Here is a 19,016-nt window from a genome sequence, read left to right as displayed (position 1 = left end):
ATGGAGGTTTGGTTTGAAAATTCGCATTAGAGCTGTTTTAAACGTTGCCATCATTTTTTCTGTCATTTTGGCAGTCATGATTGCTCTCGCCGCAACACTGCTGAAAAAAGAAAAAGAACATGATGTTTATCATCTCGAAGCGCATATTTCCCAGCTGGTTACCTTAACCACTCTGCCCTATCTCGAGCGCCGTGACCTTGCTGGCCTTCAACGCATCGCTGACGAAATCACCAAACAGCCAGGGATCCTATACCTTACAATTGAAAACGGCGGTGATATTTGGGCTCACTCTCACTCAAGCCGCGACCCGACTATCAAAGTCACCACGGTTGCGGTTCCTATTGAGAAAAGTCCGGTTCCCAATATCGATGCAGTGATTGGCTTTCAAGCACAACATTTTGAGTCGGCCTCATCTGAACTCGGCCAAATCATTATTTTCAGCACCATCGCGATCGCTGTCATTGCCATTTTGACCCTCTATTTCATGATGGTCGGCGCCATGCGTCCATTAAAACGCTTGAACCATCTCCAGAGCATGAACACCGACCCAGACAACGTGAAACTGATTAACTACTCAGATGACATCAGCGCAACAGTTGACCTGATTCTCAATACAAAAGACAAGCTAGAGCAAAGTTATACCCAGCTTCAATGCTCTTTGAAAGAACAGCGTTACTCCTACAGCGAAGCGCGGCAAATCGAGGAACAAAGCGAAGCTATTTACAAAGCGTCACACGACGCAATCATAGTCGCCAACGATCAAGACATCATCATTGAGTTCAGCCCCGTTGCTGAGCAGATATTCGGTTGGGATCGCGATGACATTGTCGGCCAGTCCATGGCAGACACCATCATCCCTCCTCCAATGCGCGACATGCACATTCAAGGCATGCGCCATTTCCTTGAAACTGGTCAAGGCCCCGTGCTCAATAAGCGTATAGAGCTCCCAGCGATTCGGCGTAGCGGGCGGGAGTTTCCGATTGAGATTTCTATTTCCGCCGCGAAGACCGAAAAAGGACATATTTTCGTTTCCTACATTCGTGATATCACTCAACGCCTGCAGAATCAGACCGAGCTCAAAATAGCCGCACATGCCTTCGAGACGTCTCAACCGGTCTTCATCGCAGATAACAAAGGGCACATTATTCGAAGCAACCCTGCATTCACCGCCATCACCGGTTACCAAAGCGAAGAAGTCGAGGGGGAAAAACCAAGGTCACTCAGTGCAAACCCAGAAGACTTGGGATTCCACAAGAAGATCTGGCGAATTCTCCACTCTGAAGGAAGCTGGGATGGTGACATGCGCTTGCGCCACAAAGATGGACACGAAATTCCAGTCCATATGGCCATCACCTCAATTACCGATGAAAGCGGTGACCTCACACATTATGTTGCGCACTTCTTTGACCTAACTGGCCAAAAACGAGGGGAGAAAAAACTCAAGGAAATGCAACTTGCCGCTGAGAACGCCAACCGTGCAAAAAGCCGTTTCCTCGCCGCCATGAGCCACGAAATTCGCACGCCAATGAACGGTGTACTAGGCGTGTTGGGACTTCTTAAAGAAACCGAGCTTGATGACCTCCAGCGAAAACTGGTGAAGACGGCGCGCGAGTCCGGTGAGCTGCTACTTGCCATCATCAACGACATTCTCGACTTCTCGAAGATGGAAGCGGGCAAACTCTCGCTCGAAAATAACCCCTTCAATATGTACGACCTGTTTGAGCATACGGTCGACATCGTGTATCCGCAGGCAGAAAACAAACACCTTCAACTAACATCCCGCATTGTGGAGGGGGTTCCCAAGTACCTGGTGGGCGACGGCGATCGGGTACGCCAAATCATGCTTAACTTGCTTTCAAATGCCGTGAAATACACCAATGCCGGAGCGGTTAGCATTACGCTCAAATGCCTCCACCGCCGTCCAGACTCTGTGCAGCTTCAGTTCGATGTTAAAGACACAGGGATCGGCATAGATGAGAAACACATTCCGACGCTGTTTGACGAATTCACCATGGCTGAAGCGACCTATAACCGGATTCACGAGGGAAGTGGTCTGGGACTCGCTATATGTAAACAGCTGGTCAGCCAAATGCATGGGGAGATTTCGGTGATGAGTGAGGTCGGCAAAGGATCCGTGTTTACCTTCACCATTGAGCTTGATATTGCTGATGATCAGCAATCACTGGAAGCCACCAATAAACGTAAGCAGCAAGTCGACAATAATATTTCGTCTTCCCTGCGCATTTTGGTCGCAGAAGACAATCCCGCTAATCAGATTGTTCTTCGTACCATGATGGAATTCTCTGGCTTGTCTGTCGACATCGTCAGCAATGGCGAAGAGGCCGTCGAGGCCGTATCCCGTATTCCTTACGACATCGTGCTGATGGATATATCTATGCCACGCATGGACGGCATGGAAGCAACCAAAAAAATCCGAGCCATGGGCTCACCTACCAAAGATGTCGTTATTGTCGCGCTCACAGCACATGCACTGCGCGGAGATCGCGAACACTTTATACAGCTTGGTATGGATGACTTTGTTTCCAAGCCTTTCACTCGCCAGTCAATTCTGGATTGTCTTGCACGTTGGCAACCTGACAATGCTGAAGCTAAGCCAGAATCTATTGAAAACACCATCGACAAAGAGGAACAACTCGTTTCTCCACATCAAGAAGCCGTCTCAACGGAAGCTATCAGAGAAAAGACAGCGACGGAGCAACCTGTTGTTGATGAGACCCTTGTTGACGAACCTATTGTCGATGAGCCGACGCTTGTTCAGCTTGCCAGAGACACATCAGCAGATTTGGTTCCAGATCTCATCAAGTTCTACATCAAAGATGCTCGCCTGCGGATTGAGACAATCACGACTGCAGCATCGGACGCCAACCATTATGCGCTCGAATTTGAAGCCCACACGTTGGGTAGTAGCGCCGCTGCGCACGGCAACAAGCAACTTTGTCTTTTCTGCCGGAATATTGAAAAACACTGTATTGACCAGAACTTTGAGCTGGCACTCGAGAGCGCCCAAGCCATTGCTGAGGTTGCAGAAAAATCTTTCGCAGCTTTAGAAGTTAGGGCAGAAAAAGGCTTTTCTGAGCAGTGACCAGATCAAATTGTCTTACACTCAATATAAAACAAAAACTTAGGTCATCTTTCCCAGCAAGGGTACGCAGCAAGATGACGATAAAGAGGAATAAGATCACATGAAGTCAACGTACCGTGTGCTGGTCATTGAAGACTCGCTACCGCTCGCCAATCTGTACAAACAGTACTTGGCGAACGAGCCAATTGAACTCGCCTGTGCAGAAACTGGACAGGCAGCGCTCGACTACCTCCAGGAGAGCACACCTCATCTCATTCTCCTCGACTTAAAGCTTCCAGACATGCCTGGCGAAGAAATCCTGCAATGGATTAAGAAACAGGGTCTGCCTTCGTCTGTCATCATTGTTACCAGCCACGGCACGCTAAACACGGCAGTAGATTTGATGCGTCAGGGTGCGGTCGACTTTCTCGAAAAGCCTGTCAGTGCAGAGAGACTAAAAACTACCATCAAAAATCTCCTTGAGCATGCCCGTCTGCAAGGACTGGTTGAAGATCTTCAAAGTAGCTTTGAGCGCCACACCTACCATGGGTTTATTGGTGCCAGTCTACCTATGCAGAACGTTTACCGCATCATTGACTCTGCTGCGCCAAGCAAGGCGACCGTGTTTATCACCGGTGAGAGCGGAACAGGTAAAGAAGTGTGTGCCGAAGCCATTCACAACCAAAGCCCAAGAGCCGGTGAAGCTTTTGTTGCCCTAAACTGTGGCGCCATCCCTCATGACTTGATGGAAAGCGAAATTTTTGGTCATGTGAAGGGCGCATTTACAGGTGCAAGCAACGACAGGAAAGGCGCTGCGGCACAAGCCAATGGCGGCACGCTATTCCTTGATGAAATCTGCGAAATGGATTTGGAATTACAAAAAAAACTGCTTCGCTTTATTCAAACTGGACGTTACCAGAAAGTCGGTGCCAGCAAAGAAGAAACCGTAGATATCCGCTTTCTCTGCGCCACCAACAGGGATCCCATGAAGGAAGTCGCCGAAGGCCGCTTCCGTGAAGATTTATATTACCGCTTGCATGTTGTGCCTCTTGCTATGCCACCACTTCGCGAACGTGGCGATGACATTCTATCCATTGCCACCAGCTTTCTTGTGTCTTATGCCAAAGAAGAAGGTAAGCAGTTCACCCGTTTTTCACCTGAGGCAGAAGTTGTGTTGCGTCACTACCCTTGGCCTGGCAATGTCCGCCAACTTCAGAACGTGGTGCGTAACGTGGTGGTGCTTCACGATGGTGAATCTGTGACCATTAAGCAATTACCACCACCGCTAAACGAAACGCTGAGCGATCAGGAAATACGCTCGATCACCCAAACCATGAAACCTGAACCTGCGCCCACTGAGGTCAATTCGGAGATTTCAAGTGAGGAGATAGCGCCAGACTCTGACATTCGTCCGCTAAGCGAAATTGAGCGCGAAGCCATTCAGAAAACCATCGCTTACTGTGATGGGAATGTCCTGAAGGCAGCAGTATTGCTGCAGATCAGCCCTTCGACTTTGTATCGAAAAAAACAAGCGTGGGAAACCGACGAAGCCTGAGCCAGCCTGCAGAGTATGTTTATCTTTGGTGATGACTTTTTCAGCAGTTTGTGACGATTTTATTCAAGGCAGAGGCTTCGGCGTCTAGCAGACTTGAATGAGAAACCAATAACGGAGGAGAAAGTCGTCACAAAAGCTGCCTGAGGGGTTCTACCAAAACCGTTTTTGGATAAACCGCCAAAGATAAGCAGACCCTTATAACGCCGCTTTTGGGCGGCGTTTCTTTTGAACGCTTTCCTGAACTTAACCAACAGAGCGCTCTCCTTCTTCAATCAGATAAGTAATCAACTTCCTCAAACCCTCTGTCACCGAGGTTTGCGCCTTCAATCTCAACTCCTTTTTGGCATGCATCGGGCTTCCAATAGACGTGCGAATATCGCCTTTGCGTGCAGAAAGGTAGGAAATCTCAACCTCCGTTCCGGTCAAGGACATTAAAGTTGTTGCTAGACGGTTAACTGACAAAGCTTCACCGCGACAAACATTAAATACTTCAGGCGATGTTGAGACAGTCGACATGGCTCCGCGAAGGAAACGTACTACGTCTCCTACATAGATAAAATCACGGGTTTGCTCACCATCCCCAAATATGGTCAAAGGCTGCGAGGCCATAATCTTATCTGCAAAGATAGAGATAACCCCAGAGTAGGGTGACTTCGGGTCTTGTCTCGGGCCGAACACGTTAAAGAAACGCAAGCCCGTCGTCGGAACACCATGTACCATCGAAGCGACTCGGGCGTGCAACTCTGAACCCAGCTTATCGGCACCGTAAGCAGTGAGCGGTCTGGGGATAGAGCGTTCAGATAACGGCATGTCAGCGTTATCGCCGTAAACCGCAGCTGAAGAAGCATAAACCACTGGGGTTTTAGCAGTACGCGCAGCTTCAAACACGCGAATGCTGGCAGTCAGATTAATATCGTGGGTCTCAATCCACTCCTCATTTGAGCGCTCGACAGAGGCGATGGCGGCAAGGTGAAAGCAGCCGTCCATTTCTTTCATCGCTTCTTCTAACATTCCGGGCTGACAGATATCAGCCACTCTAAGCTCGCAGTGTCTTGGCACATTGGTGCGGTAGCCAGTAGAAAGGTTATCAACAACTCTCACATGATGACCGTCTGCCAGCAGCGATTCGACAAGGTGGGAACCGATAAACCCGCATCCACCTGTAACTAAATAACTTGCCATAGAGACCTCTGTCCTTTTTGGGGGTTCTAAACGGGCTCTTTGCAAAGGGTTTGCCAGATTTTAATTTTTGGAGGGTTTCAGATAAAAGACAGGCTTGGAAAGCAGTAATTAACTCTATAAGAAACATTAAGATAATTTGTAAATCGCATTCTTTTAGCATTTTAAGTGCCTACCACTCACCTCATTTGTTGTTTCACTTTTGTAAGCGATTGGATTTCGTGCCGAGGATGAATTCGTCATTTTGACATGCGCTTTGACGAATTCGCCGTTCACGGTTTCTCATTTTGATGAAATTCAATAGTTTGCAGCTGAAGCCCGTCATAGCCAATTATTAAATTTCAATCAGTTAACACTCTGGCACCAACTTTGCTCCTGATATTTATCGATCAATTTCTTCATTGATGACGGGTGATAAAAATGGACACAAAGAAGATTTGGTTAGTGTTAGACAGCCGCGGATTTGGTGGTATCGAATCCCATGTTGAACATCTCGCTATGGGTTTAGCGAGTGCCAGAAATAAAGTTACCGTTGTGTTTCTCAACAACTACGGCAGCCACCCCATTCAGCGTCATCTTCTATATGCAGGCCTTCAATGTGAGGTACTAGATGGACGTTTGACAACCTTGTGGCGAGAAATTCGCAAACAGAAACCCGATGTTATCCATACTCACGGATACAAGGCAGGAATTTTAGTACGCCCAATCTGCAAAATGATGGGCATTACCTGCGCCAGCACTTTTCATAGTGGAGAAGAAAAGCACGGCAAGCTAAAAATATATGATTGGCTTGATCGCCATACCGCTTTCCTGGCTGATAAAGTGTTTGCGGTCAGTACCCCTATTCTCTCGACTATTCCATGTCCGGCTGAACTCTCAGACAACTTTATTAACGCCCGTGACATTTCCCTGTCTTCAGGAGAGGAAATCGCCTTTGTCGGGCGCTTGAGTAAAGAAAAAGCACCTGACCGTTTTGTCCTACTCGCCAAGCATTTCCCGTACCTCGACTTCCACGTCTATGGTGACGGGCCTATGCGCAAGGAACTTGAGACGTCAGCCCCTGCCAATGTGGTCTTTCACGGCGCACAAACTGACATGCGCCGAGTATGGCCAAGTATCGGTTTGTTGGTTCTTCCTTCACGCGCAGAGGGTTTACCTATGTCATCCTTGGAAGCTATGGCTCGTGGCATTCCTGTTGCTGCCTTCAACGTTGGAGCATTAGATAAGCTTATCGAACATGACAAGAACGGTTGGCTGCTCAAACAAGGCGATGTCACCTCCATGGTTGATGTTGTGCATGACTGGCGTAATAGCGATCCACAAAAAAGATCGATGTGGCAGCTCAATGCGATTTCGACCGTGAAAGAACATTACTCCGCCGAAGCTGTCGTTCCAAAACTGCTGAAGGCTTATTCACTATAAGCATCGTCTTATTTGATTCTCAGAATGAAAGAGAACCGAGAGCCTGAGTGAGGAATCTCACTCAGGCTCATTTAATTCAGTCGCTTAGCAACTTGGCGCGGTCTTTGCTCAAGTCAGTAAAAAGCAAGTCCGGCGCATTCATCGCCTAATAGGACTGGAGGAGAAACAATGATGCATTCACCACAAGCCCAACAAACCCGTCAGAACATTTTGTTTGTACATTACGGTGACAACTGGATCCGCGGCAGTGAACGTTGCTTACTTGATCTGCTTACCCATCTCGACAAGTCGGCTTTTGCACCTGTGCTTTGGTGTAACAATGAAGCGATGGCGGAAGAAGTACGTGAGCTAAATATTCCAGTCTATGTCAGCAACTTTACCCTGCTGTTTGGCGAGCAAGCGCCAAAATGGGATGTGGTCGGCTACAGCAAATTGGTCAACGAAGGGCTTCGCATTGTCGATAAGCATCAAATCTCCCTGCTGCATTCAAACAGCGGTGCACCTTCTCAATGGCTAAACCTAGTTGCCCGCGCGAGAAAGTTACCTTTGGTGCTTCATCTGCATTCACGCTATCCACTGCGCGATCGCATTACTCTTGGGTTTCATCATGCAAGCATGGCAGTAGGCGTTAGCCAACCTGTTGTTGACCAGCTGCTTAGTGATGGCGCAAATAAAGCCCGTTGTCAGGTGATCCCAAATGGTATCGACACAGAAAAGCTGCTGAGCCAACCCGTTGAGGATATCCGCAAAAAATGTGGTATTCCTTACCACGCTTTTGTCGCGGTCACCGTTTGCTCCCTGATCCACCGCAAAGGTGTTGACCTTCTTATTGAAGCCTGCCGCCAAATGCGAGAGCTTCGTCTACCCATTCATCTGGTGGTCATTGGCGAAGGCAGCGAACGTGAGGCATTGGAAAAACAAGTCGTGGAAGCCGGTCTTGAGGATCGCATTCACTTGATTGGTGAGCAGAAAAACGTGGTTGGATTGATGCGTGGTGGTGCGGATGTGTATCTCTCCGGCGCACGGGAAGAAGTGTTTGGCCTGACTCTGGCAGAAGCCAATCTTGCAGGACTTCCGGTTGTAGCGCCTCGTGTCGGCGGTATCCCAGGTGTGATTGCCCACAATAAAACCGGCATTCTGGTTCAACCTGACAATGCCCATACTATTTCACAGGCTGCTTATCACCTCTTCACGAATCCGGAACAAAGCCTTCAGTTTGCACAGGATGGTTATCGTCGAGTGATGGCAGAATTCACCATCACCCAACATACCGAGCGTTTCGAGGCACTTTACCAATCGCTGTTGGCCAATCCGAAGATGACCGCTCGCTGGACAAACCAATGGCAGTTAGTGCCACCGGTGAAAGCGTCACTCAACTTTGTAAAAAAGCTGCGTCGTCAACCTTCGGAGGCTGCGTAATGAGCCGTTTAAAGCACATTGTGATTCTTGATCCTATCCCATTTGCGGGCGGGTCCAAGGTATCAACCAAACATATATTGAGCCAATTGGAATCACAACAGGTGCGAATCTCCATTCTCACCTCAGACCCTGATACCTGGGCCAAAACCAAGGCTTACGTAAAACGGCTACATATGCCTAAGTCACTTGAGAAAACCGAGCAAGGTTTGAGTTACTTTGCCCGACACTTCCTAATTGCTCTGCAGATCATCTGGCTTCGCCTGTTCGTAGGTAAAATGGACACCGCACTCGCTGCCTCAGGACCTGGTGTTGACCTAGGTGTGTATATTGCGCGTTCTTTGCTGGGCTATCGAATTGTACAAATGGTGCATGGCCCGGTTGCCCGCTCGCGCACCATTGGCCGATGCCTGTTGTCAGCGAATGAGATCTATTATCTCGACTCAACACACGACTCACTAAACAACGCCATCAGAGCGACAGGCCGCGGTGAGGATGTTTCCGCTTACCCACAATTTCAAACGTTTCGGAATGGCCTTCCAAAAGTGCTCTGGCCGAGTCGCTGCCAATACGACTATGCGGTTTTGTTTTGGGCCGCGTCACTTCTGAAGTGGAAAGGGTTGGATACATTGACCAAAGCACTATCACACATGAAGCCATCTGATCGCCCTGAAACCCACATCTGTTTCATTCGCCCTAAGCAGACCAATTTGGCCATCAGTGAAGCACCTCAATGCATCTCCAAAGTGTTCTGGCATGAAGCGCCTGACTCACTGGATGCGATTCGCGCCAGCAGCAATATTTTTGTGTCTACCAGTACCAAAGAGCCTTTTGGGCTGTCGATTCTGGAAGCCATGGCGGCGGGCATGTGTGTGATTATTCCTTCTGACGGTGCTTATTGGGACACCCAACTAAGCGACGGCGAAAATTGTTTGAAATACATGCCTGATGACGCAGCAGATCTCGCCCGCACGTTGGCAAAAGCGCAGCAAAATATGCCCATGCTAAAGATGCTGGGTGATGAAGCGTTTCAAATCGCGCGACAGTATCGAGCCGAACTTTGCTTCTCGGCAGTATGCGAAGCACTTACCCAACAAGTTGCACGCAATGAAGCAGCGCTGGCCCGTGACGAGGTTCAAGGATGAGAGCGCTCTCACCCATGATGAAGCAGGCACTGCTCTATGGCAGCAGCATGGCCTTGATGAAAGGCATTTCTCTGCTGATGCTGCCTTTCATCACCCATCAACTGCCACAGGCAGAATTCGGTAAATTGGAGATTGTAAGCAGTATTGCAGCGCTCGGCAGTATTCTGGTGGGGTTAGGTCTTGAAGATGCGCTATACCGCTTTGTGGGCCGCTGTAAATCGGAAGCAGAAAGGCTCACCATGTCAGCGCGGATTTTTACCCTCACTCTCATTGTATGTGCCGTGGTTATTCCATTGTCATGGGCATTAGCAGCATGGCTCGACAGTTTTGTGCCAGGAGGTCTAACAACATATCAACTGCGCTTGGTGCTTCTTATGTTGGCACTTGAAGGCTGCATTGCAGTGCCTCTCGGTTGGATTCGCATGCAAAACCGTGCCTTTACTTTCTTCTCTGTCGCTGTCGGGCGCGCGCTGTTCCAAGCAGCACTCACTGTCGCGATGTTGCTTGCTGGCCGCGGTGTAGATGGCGTTCTAGAAGCAGGCATCATAGCCGCCATTGTACAATCTGTGATCCTATTTATCATTCAAATCCGTGAAACGGGTCTGGCGTTCTCCATGCCCGTCGCCAAGCAGTCACTCATTTACAGCATTCCTATCATGGCAAGTGGCTTGATGGCATTTACTATGAATGGCTTTGACCGCTGGGTGCTGGCAGAAGTTAGCTCACTGGAAGAAGTCGCGCAGTTCGGTGTGGCCGCTAAATTCGGACTGGCTGTCGTACTGTTGTTGCAACCTTTCGGTATGTGGTGGATGCCAAAACGGTTCGATGTGCTTTACGGTGTCAATGGACGGGAAATAGCAACACGTTATACCTGCTTTGGTCTGACTGCTGTGATGCTGATTTCGGTTTTAGTAGCATTTTTGGCACCTCTCGCCATCACTTGGTTGCTGCCAGATACCTATCAGCTCGCAGCGACTTTTACCGTTTTTCTGATTATTGCTGCATTGTTTAAAGAGTTAGCTGAGTTGGTCAACCTTGGCAGCTTCGCAGGAGACACTACTTATGGTCAGATGGCTATTAATGTTGTATCAGCTTTTGTTGCTGTAGGCACTTTGATTTGGTGGGGCAATAGCCACGGCGTGATGGGTGTACTGATGGCACTGACATTTACCCAAGGCCTGAGATTTGTGTTCTTCTATGCTGTAAGCCAACATCTCTACCATCTGCCTTACCCGCTGACTGCCTTGCTCTTGTGCGGAAGTTTTTGTTGCTTCTGGCTATACGTTTCCACCTATGAATGGTCAGACATCGCGCGCCTGATGCTAATCATCATGGCACTTGGCTCGATGGTACTGTTGGCACAACGCTTCAACCTGCTACCAAAGTTCTCTATCCAGGCGATGAGAGGGCAAACGGCAAACTAACCGTCAACCTGACTAATCTGACTTTCAAAATGAGAAAACGCCGTTTTAACGTACGGCGTTTTACTCTATCCATATGAAAATTATAATTATTATTTCTTGGCACAGTTAGTGCTGTCTTCTTGGAAAAAGGCGCTCTATCAGAGCGGAAAAGAAAACCAAGGAGAAAGACTATGTGTGGAATCTTCGCAGCTATCTCAGAAACGTCAGTCACTTCAGCATTAGTTGGAGGCCTTCGCGCCCTGTCATATCGTGGATATGATTCAAGCGGTTTGGTGATTGCTCAACGTAACGGTCTTCAACGCCGCCGCGCACCTGGCAAACTGGATGCACTGAGCACCCTCTTGAAAGAACAACCTTTGGAAGGCTTTGTCGGCATCGCCCACACACGCTGGGCGACCCATGGCGCGCCATCCGAGACCAACGCCCATCCACATATGACGCCAAAAGTCGCTGTAGTACACAACGGTATTATTGAAAATTACAGTGTGTTGAAAGCAGATTTGGAAAGCGATGGCTATCGCTTTAACAGCGAAACCGACAGCGAGTGCATACCACTGCTGATCACACGTAATCTGGACAAAGGCCTAACGCCGGAAGTTGCGCTTCGTGAAGCCATGGCGATGTTAGACGGTAGCTTTGGTATTGCAGTGATTTTCGCTTCAGAATCGGACACAGTTTACGCGGCCCGTTTGGGCAGCCCACTGGTTATCGGTCAGGGAGCCACAGGTCATTTCATTGCCTCTGATGCAATTGCAATGGCAAGCGTGGCTCGCAACCTTTGCATGCTGGAAGATGGCGATGTGGCAAAAGTCCGTGTGAACGAAATGAGCATCACCAATACTGCTGGCGACGTGACTCATCGCGAAATGAAAGCGCTGCAGGTCTCTGAACATGACCAAGGCAAGCAAGGCTATCGCCACTACATGCTCAAAGAGATTCATCAGCAGCCAGAAGTGGTTCGCAACACCCTCAATCACTACTGTGATAACGCCTCTTTCACGTTGAAAGACGAGACGTTCCCTTCGAATATTGCGCGCTTTGACCGCCTATCTATCGTAGCGTGTGGCACTTCTTACTATGCAGGTATGGTTGCCCGCACCTGGTTCGAAAAATACGCTGCGATTCCTGTAGAAGCGGATATCGCTTCAGAGTATCGCTACCGTGAGTCACCACTTTCACCAAACACCTTGTCGCTGTTTATCAGCCAATCCGGCGAGACGGCAGATACACTGGCTGCCCTTCGTTACACCAAGGAGCAAGGGCTGTCCTGTATATCTCTTCTGAACGTTGACACCAGCACCATGGCAGCGGAAAGCGACAGCTTTCTGCGTACCTTGGCTGGCGTAGAAATAGGCGTGGCTTCAACCAAAGCCTTCACAGGCCAATTGATGGTATTGCTGCTGATGGCACTTCGCATAGCTAAAGCGAGTGGCCGACTGAATACTGCTGCTGAGAAAGCCGCTATCAAAGAACTCTTCACCCTGCCAGTTGGCCTTTCAAACGTGATTGACCAGTTAGCATCAATAAAATCTATTGCCTCATCACTGATGCAATCGGAACACACATTATTCCTCGGCCGAGGAACAGGTTTCCCTCTGGCACAGGAAGGCGCATTGAAACTGAAAGAGATCAGTTATATCCATGCAGAAGCTTACCCAGCCGGCGAGCTAAAACACGGCCCTATCGCGCTGATTGACGATGCTATGCCAATAGTGCTGGTTGCGCCTCCAGGGCCGATGATGAGCAAAACCCTATCGAATCTCCGTGAAGTCGCAGCCCGCGGTGCCAAGGTCATTCTGATCAGCAATCACGAAGGCATTGAACTCGCTTCTGAGCACATCACTCACGCGATTGAAATGCCCGATTGCGACCCAGTGATGATGCCAGTTCTCTACACATTGCCTTTGCAGCTGTTGGCGTATCACGTTGCTGTACTGAAAGGCACCGACGTTGACCAGCCTCGCAACCTCGCGAAGTCAGTGACCGTGGAGTAATCGCCATGAACATGCAAGCGACCCGACATTGGTTAAAGAACAGCCCGAGCCCAATCGCCCGTGGCTTGTTCCTAGTCATCAAAGGCGCGCTCCAAGCGAGCATGCCGGCACCCAAACTGATTGTGGTGCCTCTATATAAACTGACGAAGTTCGTCAGCGCCATCTGGGAAAATCTGACCCGCGCTCTATGGTGGACGCCAGTGTTTAAAGGTCGCTTACAGCATGTGGGTCGTGGTTTATATCTCTATGGCGGAATGCCTTTTGTCAGCGGTCCGGTATCCATCTCTATGGGTGACAACTGTCGGGTCTCAGGCCAATCGACGTTCTCGGGCCGCACCTGCAGCGCGGAGCAACCCGAACTCATCATTGGCAGCAATATTGATATTGGATGGCAGACCACCATCGCTGTTGGTTCAAAAGTCGTGATTGGCGATAACGTGCGCATCGCAGGACGCGCCTTTATCGCGGGCTACCCTGGTCACCCACTTAATGCAGAAGACCGAGCCGCGGGTTTACCTGAGCTTGATAGCCAGATTGGTGATGTGGTTCTTGAGCGGGACGTTTGGTTAGCAACCGGCGTGTCAGTGATGGCAGGTGTCACCATTGGTCAAGGCACCATTGTAGCGGCCGGCAGTGTTGTCACTAACAGCATACCGCCCTTTGTGGTTGCAGGCGGTGTTCCTGCCAAAGTGATTCGTCCACTCACGGATAAGGAGAGGAAACGATGAGACGCGATCTGATTGTTTTTGGCGAAGACTGGGGTGGCTTGCCTTCCAGCACCCAACACCTTATCCGTCGCCTGTCTGAACATCGCAAAGTGGTATGGGTAAATTCCATTGGCCTGCGCCGCCCAACCCTGACCATGAATGATGTTCGCCGCGCATGGCGCAAATTGACAGCCAAGTCCATTGCCACAAACCCTAAGTGTAAAGCGGCATTACCAGACAATTTTACGCTGGTGAATCCGTCCACTTTGCCAGCACCAAGAACACGTTTCGGTCGAAGTATCGCTTCAAATATGTTGATGAGCCAGCTTCTGCCTATCATCGAGAAAGCCAAACTCAACAACCCGATTCTATGGACATCACTGCCAACGGCAGTGGATGTATCAGACAAATTGGGCGCATCGTCCGTGGTGTATTACTGCGGCGATGATTTCTCAAAGCTTGCAGGTGTCGACCATTCCACCGTCGCTGAACGGGAAAACGAATTGGTCCGCAAAGCCGACTTGATTTTAGCGGCCAGCGAAACCCTCTATACCCGCTTCCCTGCCATTCGTACCCGCTTGCTACCACATGGCGTTGATTACTCGTTGTTTTCAACACCGGCACCTCGTGCAAAAGATTTACCGAATAACGGCAAGCCTATCGCAGGGTTTTATGGTTCGCTGTCAGATTGGTTAAATTATCCGATGCTGCACAAAACTATCGAGGCACTGCCAAACTGGCATTTCGTTTTTATCGGCCATGCCTGCGAAGAGGCCAAAACGCTAGCCAAACACAACAACGTTACTCTGATGGGCACACGCCCTCATCACGCACTACCGGGTTACAGCCAGCATTGGTCGGCCAGCCTTTTACCCTTTACCGACAATGGTCAAATTCAGGCGTGCAACCCACTTAAACTGCGCGAATATCTCGCTACAGGTCGACCAGTCATCAGCACACCTTTTCCAGCAGTTAATGAATATCGTGGATATGTGTCTATCGTTAACAATGCGGACGAAATGATTTCAGCACTGAAACGTGCAGGTCAAAAACAAAACAATTCACACCAGCAAGCGGCGGTCAGCCCTCACACTTGGGATGCGCGTGCTGAAAAGTTAGCTGACTGGCTGGACGCGCTATGAACACCTTGACCTACAAATTCCTGATCTTGCTCGATGGCGCATGGCGTCGCCGTTACGTGATCATCATGCCTATCCTGATATTCCCTTTGATGGGTATTGCGATCGGCTTGTTGAGTCCAAAGCAGTACATCTCACACACCAGCATGCTGATTCAGGAAACCTCGAAGATGAATCCCTTTCTGGAAGATCTGGCAATATCTGCTCAGATGAAAGAGCGTTTTAGTGGACTACAAACCCTGCTGCACAGCCGACATATTTTAGGGAAGGTAGCCATAGAACGTGGCTACGTGGCGGAAGATGATCCCCCGCAAAGACTCGATGAAGTGATCGCACAACTTTCCAACGGCCTAAACATGGTCACCATTGGTAAGGATGTCATTCGAATCGACTATCGCTCTAACGATCCTATCGGCATGAAGGAAACACTGGAAACGGTTAGTGATTATGTGGTGGAAGAGCTTTTGGCACCTGAACGGTCATCGATGAAAGATTCCAGTTTCTTCCTTTCCGAGCACATCAACAAACGCCGAGAAGAACTCGACGCCGCAGAAGCTGCATTGGCTGATTTCCGTAGCAAACATGCCGATGGCTTACCTGAACTTCAGGTTGCTAACTACGCGCGCATTGAACAACTCAAACAGCGCCTTTCAGAAAAAGAAGCTGAAATGGCAGGTGCACAAAAAAGCCTCGGTGGTCTTGATCAACAACTCTCCAGCACCAACCCGGTAATCGGCAGCATTGAAGACCAGATTGTTAAGATCCGCAGTGAACTGGCTTTGCTGAAAGCCCGCTACACCGACCAACACAGTCTGGTTCAAGGTGCTCTAAGAAACCTGCGCCGCTTGGAAGAACAGCGCGCTCAACTCGTTGAGTCTACCCAGCAGACGATCGACACCGCACAACTCTGGGATATTGCCAGCAGTGCCCGCATGAACGGTGACAGCGAATCCCAGCCTTTGCTGATATCCCAACTCGAAAACCTTCAGGAAGCGCGCAGCAAGGTAGAAACACTAGAAGAGGAAACCGCCAGCCTACGAAAAATGATCCTACAGTTGGAAGAAAAGACCAATATGTCTGGCGAGAAAGAACAGCAAATCCGCAAGTTGGAGCGTGACCTTCAAGTGAAGCGGATGTTGTTCGAAGAGCTATTGGAACGTCAGGAAAAAGCGCGTCTGACCAGTTCACTCGGTGTGTTCGAGCAAGACAAACGCATCAAGATCATTGATCGCCCTTATTCACCCAGCACCCCAAGCAATCTCCCCATCATTGTGTTTGCCATCGCGGGCATGATTGGTGGCATCTTCCTCGGTAGTGGTCTGGCAGTGCTTATGGAGCTCACTGATACCACTATTCGTCGCATTAACACCTTAGAAGCCATCACTGGCGCCCCCGTCCTAACCCGTATTCCCTTTGTAAAACAGGAGCGTCCAACGCTTGGCGCCCCAAAAAACGGAAAAGTCATAGAAGCCAAATAAACGGAGATAAGATGATGAAGCATTGGATACTTGCTTTAGCTTTGTTTTGTCCGTCGTTAGTGATGGCTGAGATTCGCCTTGATAAATCTGACATTGGCGACGTCTCTGTTACCAGTATGCTGGTGATTTCGGGCAACAACCTGTCCAACGCTGATGCCATCGCCGTCATACGCGCGGACGATACTAAAAACCCCGGCTACGCCGACCGTGCCAATATTGAACGCGTCATACCACCGGGTGAGTTCAACATTGAAGTACCTTTCGCCAGCTTAAGAACCCCGGCCGGGAGATCTTTAGATCTCAAAAATCTTCAGCAAATCATCATATTTGCTGGTCGAGCAGAACGTGGGTTTGCGCTGACTGGTGCGAGGGTCATGACGCCCAAGCCACTTGGGAAGAACATATTCGCATGGGATTTAGGGCCTTCCGGCAGCGCTATCTGGCCGGGGTTCCAGCCGCTAACGCCGAACTCGCCAATGGTTACCGGGCGCTCTATTCACCCCATTGACAGAAGCACCCGAATGCAAGCTGCCGATGCGCTGACTTTTGACGGGATTCGTGGCATCGACACCTTGACCCTTCCGCTACCTGCTGGGGATTGGCAAGTCACCCTTTGGCTAAGGGATGCCGGAGAGTGGGAATTTCTGCCCCACCCTTTGAAACGAGAAATCCTTGTGGATGGCAAAGCTGTTTACAGACAAAACTTGTCTCCAAAAAACTGGATCGAAAATGTTTATCTCGGCCTTCGGGAAATTAAGGTATCGCCTGAAAGCAGTAGCTGGGATCATTTCGGCGCCAGAAAAAGTGATCGCGTCACTTTTAATGTGCAGAGCACCGGTAAACCTGTGAAAGTCACACTCAAGGGGGATAGCCCAGACGCGCAGTTTGTCAGTGGTATTTTGGCTGCACCAGCAGATAATCCATTAATCTTGGAAATGCTCACGAGACAAAGAAAACTTTGGTGGGATAGAAACTGGCCTGTTGCAGCGTGGACCAAATGGCCAACAGGACAACCCAAGCTCAGCACGAAAGAAAATACAGTCTCTGCTGCACCGGGAACCTCTGTGCTTATCCCCATGGACTTTGAGCAAGGCAACCTTCCGGGAGCCCCCATGGTGATGCTGAAACAGCCTAGCCAGGAAAAAGGTCGCCTATTGGCCAGTTGGCATTGGAGCCAATGGCAACTCACCCGCACCCATCTTTCATCCACACTGCTAGCGCCAAACGACAACTACCTTCGCCACGGCTTGATGCCGGAAAATCAGGGCGTTGCACTGCCAAGGCGACTGATGGTGCGTGTCGATGTGCCTGAAGTTCAGGCGTCCGGCGATTATCAAGGCGAAGTGCAGGTGATACTGCAAGGGAAAATACTCAAAGCGCCCTTCAGTGTATCAGTGCTGGATGTTTCCCTGCCCGCGCTGGAAAAGCCCGTTGGGATATACCTGGAAAAACAGGTCCAGTTTGGTTGGTTCAAAGAGCTTGGCGCCATCGGCGACATGGCAATGGTTTGCGACTTGAAGTTCCTCCGAAAACTTGGTCTCACCGGCATCTCTCCCCCCTTTGCTACGCCACATAATGAAAACACACAAAAGGAGTTCGATGCACTTTCCGACAACCTCAATATGCTCGGATTCACTTCTGCCATGGCTTATGCTCCCGCTAAACGACTCAGTCAGTCCATTGGCGTTGGTAACGCAGCCAACGTGGTGGCAGACATAGAAAGCCGCTACAAACAGCGATTGCAGCCCACCCCTTATTGGTCGATTGCCGATGAACCCAGTAACCCGGGCAACGTTGATTTGTTCAAAGACATGTACCAGAGCTTTTCTATGCTGGCACCGGACGCAAAGCTGGCTGGTCACCTGAACAGCGATCATGACAAAGAATATCTACCGATGTTTGACTTGGTACTGGTGAATGATGGCTTTGGCATCAATGTTGATCAGGTCAAAGAAACCCAGAAGGATGACCGTGAGGTTTGGCTTTACAACCTGCCCAACCCGCGAGCAGCTTCTGGCTATTACCTTTGGCATTCCGGTGCGGATGGCTTTTTGAAATGGCATGGACGTATGCCGACTGCTGACCCATTTGACCCCACAGACGGTCGAGAGTTTGATGTACAAATGCTCTATCCTTCTGCGAACCCTTGCCCAGAAGAACCCGACATTCATACCGATTTGTATGAAATCATGGAAGGTATTGTTGACTACAGGTGGGTCCTTTGGTTGGAAGAGAGAGCAAAATCTGATTCGAACGCCAAATTGCTTCTGGCTTCTTTAAAACGAGAGCTCCCGGATAAGTGGAATCAAATGCGTGAGGTCGATAACCGCACGATGGATACATGGCGTAACAAGATCATGGATCTCGCCCGCTGACTGTCAGAGCGACTCTCATAATGATAAATCTATCATCCCAGCGAATGCATTGCTGGGATTTTTATTTAAAAAACAGAACACTAAAATGATTTAATATATT

Annotated in this window: 12 protein-coding genes; 11 read left to right on the top strand and 1 reads right to left on the bottom strand. The window is 49.6% G+C overall.

Features of this window, described 5'->3' with window-relative positions; genetic code table 11:
- Positions 1-13: 13 nt before the first annotated feature.
- Both K6Q96_RS17945 and K6Q96_RS17940 read left to right on the top strand, forming a co-directional pair.
- Positions 14-3,103: a PAS domain S-box protein gene (locus K6Q96_RS17945; RefSeq protein WP_251881533.1), complete on the top strand. Its 3,090-nt coding sequence runs from the start codon at positions 14-16 to the stop codon at positions 3,101-3,103.
- Positions 3,104-3,203: 100 nt separating this feature from the next.
- Positions 3,204-4,637, top strand: a complete 1,434-nt coding sequence (locus K6Q96_RS17940) for a sigma-54-dependent transcriptional regulator (protein WP_251881531.1) — start codon at positions 3,204-3,206, stop codon at positions 4,635-4,637.
- Between the two features lie 243 nt (positions 4,638-4,880).
- Here the strand turns inward: K6Q96_RS17940 and K6Q96_RS17935 are convergent, their stop codons facing one another.
- Complete coding sequence (locus K6Q96_RS17935; protein WP_251881529.1) at positions 4,881-5,819, bottom strand: NAD-dependent epimerase/dehydratase family protein; 939 nt, start codon at positions 5,817-5,819, stop codon at positions 4,881-4,883.
- Between the two features lie 417 nt (positions 5,820-6,236).
- Between K6Q96_RS17935 and K6Q96_RS17930 the strand changes: the two genes are divergently transcribed.
- From K6Q96_RS17930 to K6Q96_RS17890, 9 genes are all read left to right on the top strand, one after another.
- Positions 6,237-7,238 carry a glycosyltransferase family 4 protein gene (locus K6Q96_RS17930; RefSeq protein ID WP_251881527.1) on the top strand — a complete coding sequence of 334 codons (1,002 nt, stop codon included), beginning with the start codon at positions 6,237-6,239 and terminating at the stop codon, positions 7,236-7,238.
- 168 nt (positions 7,239-7,406) lie between these two features.
- Entirely contained in the window at positions 7,407-8,657 is a 1,251-nt protein-coding gene (locus K6Q96_RS17925) for a glycosyltransferase (RefSeq protein ID WP_251881525.1), read from the top strand.
- Positions 8,657-9,799, top strand: coding sequence for a glycosyltransferase family 4 protein (locus K6Q96_RS17920; protein ID WP_251881523.1), 1,143 nt, complete (start codon positions 8,657-8,659; stop codon positions 9,797-9,799). Before K6Q96_RS17925 ends, K6Q96_RS17920 begins: the two co-directional genes overlap by 1 nt.
- On the top strand, positions 9,796-11,223 hold the full coding sequence (locus K6Q96_RS17915) for a lipopolysaccharide biosynthesis protein (protein ID WP_251881521.1): 1,428 nt from the start codon (positions 9,796-9,798) through the stop codon (positions 11,221-11,223). The genes K6Q96_RS17920 and K6Q96_RS17915 overlap by 4 nt, the downstream gene beginning before the upstream one ends.
- A gap of 170 nt (positions 11,224-11,393) precedes the next feature.
- Positions 11,394-13,217: a glutamine--fructose-6-phosphate transaminase (isomerizing) gene (gene glmS, locus K6Q96_RS17910; protein WP_251881519.1), complete on the top strand. Its 1,824-nt coding sequence runs from the start codon at positions 11,394-11,396 to the stop codon at positions 13,215-13,217.
- 5 nt (positions 13,218-13,222) lie between these two features.
- Positions 13,223-13,945 carry an acyltransferase gene (locus K6Q96_RS17905; RefSeq protein ID WP_251881517.1) on the top strand — a complete coding sequence of 241 codons (723 nt, stop codon included), beginning with the start codon at positions 13,223-13,225 and terminating at the stop codon, positions 13,943-13,945.
- Positions 13,942-15,066, top strand: a complete 1,125-nt coding sequence (locus K6Q96_RS17900) for a glycosyltransferase (RefSeq protein ID WP_251881514.1) — start codon at positions 13,942-13,944, stop codon at positions 15,064-15,066. Before K6Q96_RS17905 ends, K6Q96_RS17900 begins: the two co-directional genes overlap by 4 nt.
- Positions 15,063-16,541, top strand: a complete 1,479-nt coding sequence (locus K6Q96_RS17895; RefSeq protein ID WP_251881512.1) for a GumC family protein — start codon at positions 15,063-15,065, stop codon at positions 16,539-16,541. The genes K6Q96_RS17900 and K6Q96_RS17895 overlap by 4 nt, the downstream gene beginning before the upstream one ends.
- Positions 16,542-16,552: 11 nt before the next feature.
- Positions 16,553-18,916 carry a hypothetical protein gene (locus K6Q96_RS17890; RefSeq protein ID WP_251881510.1) on the top strand — a complete coding sequence of 788 codons (2,364 nt, stop codon included), beginning with the start codon at positions 16,553-16,555 and terminating at the stop codon, positions 18,914-18,916.
- Positions 18,917-19,016 lie beyond the last annotated feature (100 nt).

This window comes from Grimontia kaedaensis (genome assembly GCF_023746615.1).
Lineage (GTDB): Bacteria > Pseudomonadota > Gammaproteobacteria > Enterobacterales > Vibrionaceae > Enterovibrio > Enterovibrio kaedaensis.
The sequence above is the reverse complement of the archived record's forward strand: the minus strand, read 5'-3'. Positions and strand labels throughout refer to the sequence as shown.